Here is a 12,505-nt window from a genome sequence, read left to right as displayed (position 1 = left end):
CTGAATTAAGGAGAAGTCGAACATGATAGAGACCACTCTGCGCTCCGGCATCGACCGTCGCAGCTTGCTCACGACCTTGGTATTGCTTTCTGCCGTATCCGCGCCGGCCTTATCCGTCTCGGCGTCGGCCCAGACCGCTTCGAGCGACCCACTGCCATCGTGGAATGAGGGATCCGCCAAACAAGCGATCCTCGACTTCGTGCGAGACACGACAGACCGGTCAACTCCGAAGTTCGTGCCTCCCGAGGATCGCATTGCCACTTTTGATCAGGATGGAACGCTTTGGGTGGAGCACCCGATCTATTGCCAAATGATGTACTGCCTCGACCGGGTACCGGTGTTGACCACACAACAGCCGGAGTTAAAGGAGGTCGAGCCATTCAAGACGGTGCTCTCGGAAAGCCGCGGAGCGTTGGCCAGGCTATCGATGCGCGATATCGAAAAAATCGCCCTTGCAACACTCACCGGCATGACAACTGACGAGTTCGCGGTCGAAGCAAAGAAATGGCTCGCCTCGACGAAGCACCCACGCTGGAACCGCCTTTATACGGAGCTGGTCTACCAACCGATGCTGGAAGTGATGACCTACTTGCGAGCTAATGGCTTCAAGACCTTCATCGTCACGGGCTTCGGTCAGGATTTCGTGCGCCTTTATTCCCAGCAGATCTACGGCATCCCACCCGAGCAGGTGATCGGGTCGGCGCTTGCCGTCAAATATGGTTATGACAAGGATGGCAATCCCATCCTCATCAACGAACCCAGGCTCTTGCTTAATGACAACGCTGCAGGGAAGCCGGAGGGCATTCACTTGATGATTGGTCGGCGACCGAGGGCTTCATTTGGTAACTCGACTGGAGACGAGCAGATGCTGGAATATACGGGTGCCGGCGACGGCGCACGTCTATCAATGCTTGTACTGCACGACGACGCAAAGCGTGAGTACGCTTATGGACCTGCGCAGGGGCTACCCGATACCAAGATTGGTGCGCTCACTCCTGCGCTCTATGCTGAGGCAAAGAAGAACAATTGGACGGTCATCAGCATGAAGAACGACTGGAAGACGATTTTCTCGTTCGAATAGCTGTGCCCGCCGCCATAGTATGGGACGGCCGATCACAAATGCCGATGGTCGCAGTTGTATCCATGCAGGGAAAGTGAGCTTCACCAATCGCCGGGGTCGCGCTGCGATGTGCGTGTCCGTATAGGGAACGGCGCCTGGTGCTCACGACATTCAGTCTCCGAGACTTAGCTTCATTCGCAGCATCGGCGGCACGACACTGGCGGTCGCGCTCTCGAGCGGCTCCGTGGCTGATGATCGACGTCACCACACGCTCGCATAATTCGTGAAACGGAACTCCAAATGATAATGTGGATCGAAGTGATATGCATCGCGGCGTCGTTCGTAGTGCGCAATCCCAATAGCGTCTTGGGCGGCGGCTGGCGCCGGTTTGTACATCTCAAGGTGTTTGTTCAGCGCATGACACGACGCATCTCGCCGGCCAGATATAAGCGTCGGGAGACACCGGACGCTGATAGCACGAGAGGCTTTGTCAACAGCGGAGTATCGACAATTCGCAGGGTCGACCGCGACGACATATGCTTCTAAGGCCGTGTGCTCCAGTTACTTACCGCTTCTTCGATCAAGGTGCTGCGCGAACATTTGCTTCCTCCTTTTCAACGGCAACGTCCCACTCGCAGCACGAGTCAGTCGTCAGAAAGTACGGTGCGTGGGAACCGATCATCGGTTTCAACCGCAGGCTAGCGTGGCTGCAAGATAGATCCCGCTCAACTCTGCGTCACACCTGATCATGCCACCGAGACCGTGTCAGCGCTGCCGCTCGGCGCGTCACGCGGTACGCGCCAGTACGGACGATCGGGCGCGATCGCCTCACGACATCCGGGGCCCAGCCGCCTAGCTTCCGTCTTCGTAGTCACGCTTTGACGAGAACCGGAGACGACAATGATTACAGAGGTTGTGAATACAATGACGCTAACGGGAAGCCGGGCTCTTGCGACCGAACAGGCAACGCAAAACGAGTCCGATCCTGCCTTGGGAGTTGGGCGGCCTGGAATTCCGGTTCCGCTTCATTGTTTGCCTGTGACGGATGCCACAGTTCTTGAGTTGTACGAGTATGTTTTCGCGCCTTGGGTGAAAATGCTCGGCCTTCGTGAGTTCAAGGTCTACCCGGGCATCGTGTCCGCGATGCTTCCGCAACGTGATACGCTCAAATTGTCAAGCGGTGCGGTATGTGGCCAGGCAATTATGGCGGCCATTGACTCGGTTGCATCACTGTCTGTGGGCACGACGGGGCGCATCACCAAAGGCACCGTGTATCAGCACACTCACTTCCTGCGTCCAGCCGTCAACGATGACTATCAGGTGAGAGCAGAAGTATTGCGCTTTGGCAACGCGTCGGCCTTCACGGAAACCCGCGTTTCGTTTGCGTCTACGGGAAAGCTGGTTGCACACGCCAGCCTGGAATTCGCCTTCTGACTCGCGTCCAAGGCTCCATCACCCAACCCGCCGCGTCCAACGTCTGTTCAAGCTCGCTCTCGGACATCCCGGTAACGGTACCCAGCCAGTTCCTGACCAGCCATACCGGCTGATCATCTCGCAATGGCCCCCATCAACACTGAAGGCAAACCATGACCAGGACTATTCTCATCACCGGCACATCGAGCGGCTTCGGCCGTGAAACAGCGGAAAGGCTGGCGCGCGACGGCTATCGCGTCTTCGCCTCGATGCGCGACATCGCCGGTCGCAATCGCAGCCATGCCGACGCGCTGCGAAGTCAGAAAATAGGCGTCGTGGAACTCGACGTTACCGATGACCGGTCCGTCGATCGCGCCATCTCTTCCATCCTCGCCGAGGCCGGCAAGATCAACGTGCTGGTCAACAACGCCGGCATTGCGTCGGTGGGCGTGACCGAAGCCTTCACGGCCGATCAGGCGAAAGCGATCTTCGACACCAACGTCATCGGGCTCCTTCGCGTTACGCGGGCAGTGCTGCCTTCGATGCGTCGGGAGCGCGAAGGCCTCATTATCAACATGGGTTCGGTCCTCGGCCGGGTGACGTTCCCTTTCGTCGGCATCTACGGCGCGAGCAAGATGGCGATCGAAGCTTTGACCGACAGCATTCGGCTAGAGGTCTCCCAACTCGGGATAGACGTGGTGGAAGTTCAGCCTGGGGCTTACCCGACAAGCCTGTACTCGAGCATCCAAAGGCCTGCAGACGACGACATCACGAAGTCATACGGCGAGGTCGGCCAGATTCCCGACGCCATTTACAGAACCTTCACGTCAATGCTGCAAAGTAAGGACGCTCCGAAGCTTCATGACATCGCCGAGGCCGTCGCCAAGCTCGTCGGCCAGTCGAAGGGCAGTCGCGCCGCTCGGACGGTGGTAGGCACGTCGTTCGGTGCTGACAAGATCAATGCCGACGTCGCGCCCGTCCAGAAAGCCGTCGTCGGCGGTCTGGGCCTCGCGCATCTCGAAGAACTCTCAGGAAGCGCCTTGGGTGCGTATGAACTAGCAGTGCGCCGCAGTGAATCATGACTCTTTGTCCCACGGCCAACCTGATGGGCGTGGGACAATGGCATCAGCGGCAGAGCGGGTCGATCGCATTTTTACCGAGCATGCTTTCGAATCCGCAATCGCGCGTGAAAAACGCATGCCAATGTTGGTCGTATGGCTCGACACATCTTTTGCGATCAGGCTGCTCGTCACTTACTTCAGGCTTATCATCCTCTCACGCGTCGCGCGTGAAGGCGCTTGAGGGGATCAGGCGCCCGAGAGAGGGCGAGCGACACGTCGTCCTGTCTGATGCAGATTTCCGGCCAAACGGACCGCGTTCAGAGGATCTCCTATTTACGCGAATATTGCTTGCGCCTGAGGCGAACGCATCGAAATCGAGGATCCATTCACCATGCTTGGCTTGATGATGCAAACTCCGTTGCTCCTGTCATCCATTCTCATGCACGCGGCGCGCTCCTTTCCCGATGTCGAGATCGTATCCCGACACCCCGACAAGCGCGATCACATCACCAGCTACAGCGGCCTCCGCCGGCGCAGCTCTCAGCTCGCAAATTCCCTGGGCTCGATCGGCATCAAACCAGGCGATCGCGTTGCGACGTTAGCCTGGAACAGTTATCGGCATCTCGAACTACACTTCGGTATTTCCGGACTTGGAGCCGTTTGTCACACGATCAATCCAAGGCTGTTCGCAGAGCAGATCATATACGTCATTAACCACGCCGAAGATGTGGTTGTGTTCTTCGATCTGGCTTTCATCGATCTCATACACACATTAATGCCGCGATGCCCGTCTGTTGAATTATGGATATATCTGGGCGAGCCAGTCGACGCGAAGATTGTGGGAGCCAGCGGCTTCCCGTCGTATGAAGGATTTCTCTCCGGATGCTCGGAAGCTTATGCATGGCCGGAACTAGACGAGAACACGGCGTGCGGGCTGTGCTATACCTCTGGAACGACTGGAAACCCAAAGGGTGTGCTGTATAGCCATCGCAGCGCCGTGCTGCATTCCTACTCCGCAGCCCTTCCGGACGCTTGTCGCATTTCCCTGGATGACACGGTCGCGCTTGTCGCGCCGATGTTCCATGCAATGTCCTGGGGAATGCCGTATTGCGCAACGGCAATGGGTTCGAAGCTGGTGATGGCCGGACCGAAAATCGACGGGGAGAGCCTGCATCGGTTGTTTGAGGACAATGGAGTGACCTTCGCCAACGGCGTACCGACGGTCTGGCTGGGCTATGTTCAATATCTGCAAAGCGCCGGCGTAAAGCCGACGACGCTCAATCGCGCGCTGATCGGCGGCACAGCATGTCCGGCCTCGCTGATGGAAACGCTGCAAGACGGCTATGGAGTAGAGGTGCTACATGGCTGGGGCATGACGGAAACTAGCCCGATCGGCACGATCTCGAAGTCGCTCCGCAAGCACAGGGCCTCGTCGAGAGCTGAACGACGGTCTCGCCAGATCAGACAAGGACGAGCAGTTTTCAATCGGCATTCGCGATAGCAACGACAGTGAACTCCCGCGCGATGGCAAGGCAATTGGCAACCTTGTGATTCGAGGGCCCTGGATCGCCCGCGCTTATTACAAGATCCCGGAAAGCGAGCGTGCCGATGGCTGGTTTTTCACGGGTGATGTCGCCACGATCGACAGCGACGGTTATATGCAGGTTACGGATCGCTCGAAGGACGTCATCAAGTCCGGGGGCGAATGGATACGTCTATCGAGCTCGAAAACCTGGCGATGACCCATCCAGAGATCGCCGAGCGTGAAAATCTTCGCTGCGGCAAGAAGTGGGACAGCAGGTCCATCTTGAGAAGATCCCTTTTATGGCCCTCTCCGTCATCGAACGCGAGTTGAGCAGCGTGGACTCGCCGGGCACTTGGCGGCGAAATTACTTCCAGTCGGTCAGTTCGTCGGAAAATGACGCATTCATCAAGACGTGCGCTGCTTTCCGGCGCAAGGGTGAGGCGTCGATGATGGATGAGCCAAAACACGCCGGCGACGATAGAGCTGATCATCAGCGCGATGACCGGTTGTCCGTACGCACGAACATTCCGTGATGGCAGGCACGGCACGATCCGCGAACATCGCGCCAGGCATGTGCGGCCTCTTCGTCGTACATAAAGCCGCCAATAGCACCACGTCAGCGGCCACGATAGCTGCCGGTCGATGCTCGACGCGCTCGCTCCCCGCGAGGCAATCGGTGGTTGATCTGAGCTAACTTATCAAACCAGGGGCCGGCTTCGCGCCAGCGCTGTGCACCATGAGCCGGGCTACATGTCGGCTTGAGGTCATTTTGCGGACCTCGCCCTGGGACGCGTGTAGGTTCGCTGAAGGCCACAACCGGACTAGGGTCTGGACTCAATTGAGCCACCAGAGCAAGGCGGCGGTCAGAAGGATTGCTGAGAGGAAGATATCTGCGCGCTTGTCATATCGGGTGGCGATGCGGCGGAAGTCCTTCAGGCGACAAAACATGCGCTCGATGACGTTGCGGCCTTTGTAGGCGCGTTTGTCGTAGCGATGCGGGTGCTTACGGGTCGGATTTGGGGGGATGACCGCCTTGATCCGCCGCTGTGCGAGTTCCTCGCGCAAGCTTCTGGCGTCATAGGCTCGGTCGGCAATGACACTCTTCGGTCGATGCCCCAAAGTGAGCAGACGGCGGGCTCCGTCGAGGTCGTGGACGTTTCCAGCCGTGATCAACAAGGCATATGGACGCCCGATCTCATCGGTCAGCGCGTGGATTTTGGTCGTTTGCCCGCCACGCGAGCGGCCGATGGCATTGTTGAAGGCCCCCCTTTTGCGCCGGCTGCCGAGCGGTGGGCTTTGATGTAGGTGGAATCAACAGATGCCGCCCCGTACATGCCAGTCGACCCCGTCAGGGCATAGAAAATATCGGTCCAAATCCCCTGACGGCTCCAGCGATTGAAGCGATTGTAAACCGTCGTATACGGGCCGTAGACCTCCGGGCAGTCGCGCCAACGCGCCCCACATCGCAGCATATGGACGATCCCGCTGATCACCCGGCGATCATCCACCCGGTGCGCTCCGCGGCGGCCTCGCGGCAACAACGGCTCTATTCGCTGCCACTCTGCATCGCTCAACCAATAGACTTGCTTTGCCATCCAAGCCTCCCTCCGTTGGAAAGCTTGAATCACAATCCCGCCTCAAGAGGAATCTCTATTGAGTACAGACCCTAGTGCGCCACGCCCGTGTTGAACAACTTAGCAAATGTACGCTGGGTGCAAGGAACGGATCGCCGTGCGCTCGCCATCAGCCCATGCTCCCCGGCATAAAGCAGCGTGCCTTCGGATGACCATCCAGATAGTAAGGCCAGACCATCGTGCGGCCAGCACGGTTCGGACCGTCTACAACAGCTTCTTTCGGAACGTCGACCCACTCGCCGTCTATTCGGACGCGATAGTGATCGTCCTTGGTGTCCCAATCGGCGTCATCGACGCGCTTCGCGTCCGTGCCGTCGCAGCAGGGCCCTTTGCCGCTATGCAGACTCGCATACCAACCGTTTAGCTCCGGGCGCTGATGATCGTGGCCGTGAGCGTCACCCATTGTATAAATCGGCAGAATGGCAATGATTAGAATAAGTGTCACACGCCAAAGGCGATTGTTCATCTCACATCCAATCCGGAATTTTCGACCTCATAAGCCAATCAAATCGCCTCAGCTATCAGGCGATTAAAGTCGCAGATATCCCAATTCGATCGATCCGGCGCCGCTTAGGTCACCAGAACGCGCCGGCTGATGCGGTTATCCGCAGCGCAATTCCCGTCCAAGGCCCTACAAACCATCATTTGCGCGGCGAAACTTTCATTCTTTTTTGTCCGATCTCTGCAACGCGCGACTGCTTAGATCGGAATCTAGACGGCTGAACCTTGTAGCGCAGCAGCGGCACGAGGTGTTCGGATAGTACGTATCATCCCTCAGGACGATGGCATCGAACTAAGGCTTGCGTCCGACCACCAAATTGACCTCGCCGGGTCCAGCAAAGCCGTCCGCGTCCTCAAAGCGCTTTAGTGCCTGTTCCAATTCGTTCCAAGCGACGTCCTGTCGCTGTTGTGGCAGATGAGCGATCATTGCTTTGTAGAAGGCAAACCCCTCGCGGATCATCGTTGTTGCCGCTGCTGCGCTCTTCAATCGCTGTATCGTTGATATGCTGCTCACTGCGACTTTGGTGAAGCCCGCGTTCGCCATCACGGCCTCAAGTCGTGTCGGATCGACCAGGGAACGAATGCTGCCGGGCCTATCCTCCCAGTCTGTCTTGCCGCCATGTCGGGCAAGAATGTCTAGTGCGATGGCGTTGTAAGTGGTCTTCGTTGGATCGCCTGTAACGATTGCTGCGAACAGCCCTCCTGTGCGCAACACAGTCTGAACGGCGCGCGCAGCCGCAACTGGGTCGGGAATTAGCATCAGAACCAGCCGGCTGATTGCGGCGTCGAACCGTTCCCCATCGTCCACCAGCGCATCCGCCGGACAGACACGGGTCGAGACGTTCCGCATCCCAGCCTTTCGCACGGCTTTCTCAGTCGCAGTGATCATGGACGCTGCGACGTCGATGGCCAGCACATGACCGGTATCTCCAACTCGGCGCGCGGCGATGATGGTTTGTTCCCCAGATCCGCAGCCGACATCCAGCACGCGGCAGCCCGGCTTGACGTTGGCGAGATCAAGCATCCTCTCGGTCGCGGGCACAAGATAGTCCGTGGCCCGAGCGGCCCAGTGCGCCCAGCCTTCGGCGGACGTGTTCCATTGTTCGACAGGTGTTTCATCACTCATACGGAAAACTCCTCCAATCACCGCGTTACAACGTAGGTCGAGCGCTGTAACCGCGCCCACGGCCAGTGTCCGTTTCAATCGCGTCAATTTGGCTACTCGCGTAGATCGCGCTCTTCGAGCCAGAGACCGACAAAGATGTAGGTCGTCATCACTGCCGCGAAGAACAGATGGCCCAGTGTCATGGTCGGCGCCCCGCTGGCCCGATGCGCCGCCGCTGCCCGTGACGGCCAACGGACTCCTCTTATGCCGCTGGATCCGAATTGTCGTGAGGCGATCGCGCCCAATCGTCCTTACTAGCGCGCAACGCGCCGCGCGGCGGCACTGACACGATCTCGGAGGTGTGATTGGGCGTGACGCGGAGTTGCGCGGCACCTGTCTGGGGGCCATGCCAAGCTAACGTTTGCCCGTCGCTCGGCGCAGGCAGTAATGAAACCTGACGTTAGGTTTGAAAAATTATTTGCCCGGGGAGTCGATGGTGCAGCCGAACAACGATTTTCTCAGCGCTCCAGAATTGGACTATGATGGCTTCATAGCTGCATTGCGCGAACATTTTGGATGTTTTAGTCCTGCTCGCGGAACCAACATCTTTGCAGGCAGGGTGCGCCCGCGGCGCGTCTTCGGGTTCGCTGCGGTGGATCTCGCCTGCAACACTGTCCGCGTTGACCGGACGAAGCTGGACATTCGCCGTGATGACATGGAGTATTACTTCGTCGTAGCTCAGCTGACGGGCGGATCGACAATCATTCAGAACGACCGAGTTGTAAATGCCGCTGCTGGCGAACTCGTCCTGCTCGATTCCACGAGACCCGTGACATTCGTTGGGGTTCGGCGGGCGCAATGGCTTGGCTTGCAGGTGCCGCGCCAGAACCTAGTGTCGCATCTCGGCTTCGAGCCGCAAGGCGGCACGTGCGGTCGCGGGCAAGGGCAGGCGGCACGCATACTCAGTCAACTCGCTCTTGACCCCGTTGGCAATGTAGAGCCCGCGGTCGCGTCGGCTGACGACTATATGCGCCTGGTGATCTATCATCTCCTCGGCGCACTGTTTGCACCGCCCGTCCAGTCGAGGGCACCGACACCCAGCCGTTAAGCTTTGAAACTTTCAATCTTTGTCTCCGATCTTTGCAACGCGTGACTGTCAAGATCGGAAGCTATACGACAGGACCTCAGGCGTCGCGAGGCGATCGCGCCCAATCGTCCTTACTAGCGCGCAACGCGCCGCGCGACGGCATTGACACGATCCCGGAGGTGTGATTGGGCGTGACGCGGAGTTGTGCGGCACCTGTCTAGGGGCCATGCCAAGCTAACGTTTGCCCGTGGCTTCGGCGCAGGCAGTGATAAAACGTAACGTTAGGTTTGATACCTGGGGAATCGATGGTGCAGCCAAACGATGATTTTCTCAGCGCTCCAGAATTGGGCTATGATGGTTTCATAGCTGCACTGCGCGAGAATTTTGGATGTTTTAGTCCTGCTCGCGGAAACAGCATCTTCGCAGGCAGGGTTCGCCCGCGGCGCGTCTTCGGGTTCGCTGCGGTTGATCTCGCCTGCGACACTGTCCGCGTTGACCGGACGAAGCTGGACATTCGCCGTGATGAGATGGAGTATTACTTCGTCGTAGCTCAGCTGACGGGCGGATCGACAATCATTCAGAACGACCAAGTTGTAAATGCCGCTGCTGGCGAACTCGTCCTGCTCGATTCCATGAGACCCGTGACACTCGTTGGGGTCCAGCAGGCGCAATGGCTTGGCTTGCAGGTGCCGCGCCAGAACCTGGTGTCGCATCTCGGCTTCCAGCCGCAAGGTGGCACGTGCGGTCGCGGGCGGGGGCAGGCGGCACGCATACTCAGTCAACTCGCTCTTGACCCCGTCGGCAATGTAGAACCGGCGGTCGCGTCGGCTGACGACTATATGCGTCTGGTGATCTATGACCTCCTCGGCGCACTGTTTGCACCGCCCGCCCCGCTTTGCTCACGCCACACCGACAAGCTGTTCGCGCGAGTCTGCGCCATGATCAAGGACCGCTATGCCGATCCGGACATCTCTCCGCGTGAGGTGGCGGCCGAGATGGGAATTTCGCTACGCTATTTGCAGAAGCTGTTCACAGCCCGAGGGTCGACATACACTGACTACATATCTTCGCTTCGTCTGGATCGTGCGGCGCATCTGATCGAGTGTCGCGCGTTGACGAAGACACGTCAACCTCTCAGCGAAATCGCCTACGCCTGCGGCTTTCGCGATTACACGTACTTTGCGCGCGGATTCCGCCAGCGCTTCGGCACCGCGCCGGGCGCCATCGGAGCAGCGCGTCCCCGGTAACGACAACACACGAGCCCGCGCCGACATTGGGCAACATTTTCCCCTCCTGTTTCCCAAGATAGAGCGGCCACACCTGTGGGGTCTTTGATAAACCCGACTTGCGATTTTCTCCATCGATATGGATTTGGACGCGGTAGCCGTCGCACTTGATCTCGTGGAGGTAGTCGCCCTTCGGGGCTCTCGTCCTTAAGGTTGCGAGCTGGGGCCTGATGAAGCTCGGTAAGGAACTCACAGCTTTTGTGGGACGCTTCATACGTAACTCGGATACACCGACATAAACTCGGATTTATTTACCCGGGTTTCTCCCCATGGACGAAGAATTTTGCCGCGAGCGCCTGCGAATGGTCAGAGAGCTGGCTGAGCAGGCCGATCCCTTTATCAAGAAGCGGCTGATGGAGCTCGCCCGTCACTACGAGCGGCGCATCGCTATCGGTGCAAAAGAAAGCCAAGGACCAGGGCGACAATCACAATCGCCGCGAGAATAGCCATCCAGCCTTTACGTTGAACTCGCAGCCAGGCCGAAGCGCAGACGGTGCTCGGAGACGAGCATCAGTTGCTTTGTTTGTAGGGCATTCGATTGCTCAGGGCTTTCATTATTTTGCGCGGTCTCGTTCTCGCGAAGAGCCGCAGCGATTGAAATCGCAGCACCTGCAGTCTGCCGGAGCCATAAACACGTATAGCCCAAGCAACTGACCACTCCGGTAACACCAAAATGGACCTCACCGACATCCGGCACTACGCAATTCAAGCCCAGGTGGCAGCTATACGAAGATGCATTCCGCAGGTGGCACCACGACGAAATGTTCGGATGATGCGCATCATTAGGCCCGCGCTTCTTTGCGAATGGACATTGGCAGTAATCAGCTGAGTTGAGCGACGTTGGTTGAAGTTGAATGTGATCACTGAAGCGTCACAGTGTGTCCAAGACGCCACTGGGTCCTGCCATTCTTAATTGAAACGTCGGATTCCCGACTCTTGGCCACGCGCATTCAGGTTATGTTGCGAGTGCTGGGGCTGAAATCAGCCGCTTGATTTTTAGACCCGGTGGCCGCTCCATTATTTCGAGCGGCCTACATTCTTTTTCCTTTCCAGCTGCGAATTGAGGTCTATCATGGACCGCAATCAATATTTCTGCTCCCCCGAATAGCCGCCGCCCATATTGATGCGCCCGATAGGGTACGCACGCCACTCTGCATTGTCCGATTCCGAACGCGCGCGTTTGCAACTTCGACTTTCGGCCGCGCGAGCTGTCTCCGGCGGTCGCGGAGTTCAAAGCTCGCAGTTCGGTTGCAGATTGAGCTTTCGAAGCAGCGGGCTGAGCCCGTCCTGGCTGCAGCTCTGTTTTGGCCTCTCGGTCGCTCCGGATTGAGCGTCTTTTGACGCGGCAGCGCTGCGCTTGCGGATTTGGTAGCCGGAAGCGGCGTTGTCGTGCCAATGACGCGGAACGAAGGCTGGCTCTTTTGGCTTGGCCTTCGCTTGAGGTGCAGGCGCCGATACGACGACCTCGGGTGTCGGTTTCGGATCTATCGTGGCTGCGGCGGGAACGGCAAGAGCCACATCTTCCTTTCGGGCCGCGAGCAGTCGGTCACCCTTAGTACCGGATACAACCGGGTAGCTCACAATCTCGGGCGCGACTGTAGCGGAGGCGACAGGAGCAGCGCTTCGACCAAGCGCGGCAACAGCACCCAGCGCCACCAGGCCAGCCACTCCCAAGGCAACAAATCTGATCACTTTCGACGGGTCCCCACCCTTCAGCCCTGGCAGGATCGGGCCGGAATCAGCCGAGATTATGGCTCAGTGGCTGGCGCGGTTAATCAGAAAGGGACTTCGACCCGATTTCGTTCCGCGACAATTGCCCGGCGCAGCTAGACA

At 58.3% G+C, this 12,505-nt stretch carries 12 protein-coding genes and 1 pseudogene; 9 read left to right on the top strand and 4 right to left on the bottom strand.

Annotated elements, in window-relative coordinates:
* Window positions 1-22 precede the first annotated feature (22 nt).
* The 6 genes from NLM27_RS04040 (at window position 23) to NLM27_RS04010 (ending at window position 5,592) form a co-directional block, all read left to right on the top strand.
* Window positions 23-1,081, top strand: a complete 1,059-nt coding sequence (locus NLM27_RS04040) for an HAD family phosphatase (protein ID WP_254142117.1) — start codon at window positions 23-25, stop codon at window positions 1,079-1,081.
* 879 nt (window positions 1,082-1,960) lie between these two features.
* Window positions 1,961-2,494: a PaaI family thioesterase gene (locus NLM27_RS04035; protein WP_254142116.1), complete on the top strand. Its 534-nt coding sequence runs from the start codon at window positions 1,961-1,963 to the stop codon at window positions 2,492-2,494.
* 152 nt (window positions 2,495-2,646) lie between these two features.
* A complete protein-coding gene (locus tag NLM27_RS04030) occupies window positions 2,647-3,555 on the top strand; it encodes an SDR family oxidoreductase (RefSeq protein ID WP_254142115.1) in 909 nt (302 codons plus the stop codon).
* Window positions 3,556-3,592: 37 nt separating this feature from the next.
* Window positions 3,593-3,775: a hypothetical protein gene (locus NLM27_RS04025; RefSeq protein WP_254142114.1), complete on the top strand. Its 183-nt coding sequence runs from the start codon at window positions 3,593-3,595 to the stop codon at window positions 3,773-3,775.
* A 150-nt stretch (window positions 3,776-3,925) separates the two neighbouring features.
* The gene (locus NLM27_RS04020; RefSeq protein ID WP_254142113.1) at window positions 3,926-5,035 is read left to right on the top strand and encodes an AMP-binding protein; all 1,110 of its coding nucleotides are present in this window, start codon (window positions 3,926-3,928) and stop codon (window positions 5,033-5,035) included.
* Window positions 5,036-5,322: 287 nt separating this feature from the next.
* On the top strand, window positions 5,323-5,592 hold the full coding sequence (locus tag NLM27_RS04010) for a transporter substrate-binding protein (RefSeq protein WP_309144735.1): 270 nt from the start codon (window positions 5,323-5,325) through the stop codon (window positions 5,590-5,592).
* Between the two features lie 301 nt (window positions 5,593-5,893).
* Here the strand turns inward: NLM27_RS04010 and NLM27_RS04005 are convergent.
* The 3 genes and pseudogenes from NLM27_RS04005 to NLM27_RS03995 form a co-directional block, all read right to left on the bottom strand.
* Window positions 5,894-6,654 (bottom strand): annotated as a pseudogene (locus NLM27_RS04005) (IS5 family transposase).
* A gap of 148 nt (window positions 6,655-6,802) precedes the next feature.
* The gene (locus NLM27_RS04000; protein WP_254142111.1) at window positions 6,803-7,159 is read right to left on the bottom strand and encodes a hypothetical protein; all 357 of its coding nucleotides are present in this window, start codon (window positions 7,157-7,159) and stop codon (window positions 6,803-6,805) included.
* 327 nt (window positions 7,160-7,486) lie between these two features.
* Window positions 7,487-8,320: a class I SAM-dependent methyltransferase gene (locus NLM27_RS03995; RefSeq protein WP_254142110.1), complete on the bottom strand. Its 834-nt coding sequence runs from the start codon at window positions 8,318-8,320 to the stop codon at window positions 7,487-7,489.
* 472 nt (window positions 8,321-8,792) lie between these two features.
* Between NLM27_RS03995 and NLM27_RS03985 the strand changes: the two genes are divergently transcribed.
* The 3 genes from NLM27_RS03985 (at window position 8,793) to NLM27_RS03975 (ending at window position 11,118) form a co-directional block, all read left to right on the top strand.
* Complete coding sequence (locus NLM27_RS03985; protein WP_254142109.1) at window positions 8,793-9,407, top strand: hypothetical protein; 615 nt, start codon at window positions 8,793-8,795, stop codon at window positions 9,405-9,407.
* 284 nt (window positions 9,408-9,691) lie between these two features.
* Complete coding sequence (locus NLM27_RS03980) at window positions 9,692-10,633, top strand: helix-turn-helix domain-containing protein (protein WP_254142108.1); 942 nt, start codon at window positions 9,692-9,694, stop codon at window positions 10,631-10,633.
* A 308-nt stretch (window positions 10,634-10,941) separates the two neighbouring features.
* The gene (locus NLM27_RS03975) at window positions 10,942-11,118 is read left to right on the top strand and encodes a hypothetical protein (protein WP_254142107.1); all 177 of its coding nucleotides are present in this window, start codon (window positions 10,942-10,944) and stop codon (window positions 11,116-11,118) included.
* A gap of 784 nt (window positions 11,119-11,902) precedes the next feature.
* Here the strand turns inward: NLM27_RS03975 and NLM27_RS03970 are convergent.
* Complete coding sequence (locus NLM27_RS03970) at window positions 11,903-12,364, bottom strand: hypothetical protein (RefSeq protein ID WP_254142106.1); 462 nt, start codon at window positions 12,362-12,364, stop codon at window positions 11,903-11,905.
* Window positions 12,365-12,505: the final 141 nt, after the last annotated feature.

Origin of the sequence: Bradyrhizobium sp. CCGB12, from assembly GCF_024199845.1 — a bacterium.
Taxonomy (GTDB): domain Bacteria; phylum Pseudomonadota; class Alphaproteobacteria; order Rhizobiales; family Xanthobacteraceae; genus Bradyrhizobium.
This window is presented reverse-complemented; position numbering and strand designations above follow the sequence as displayed.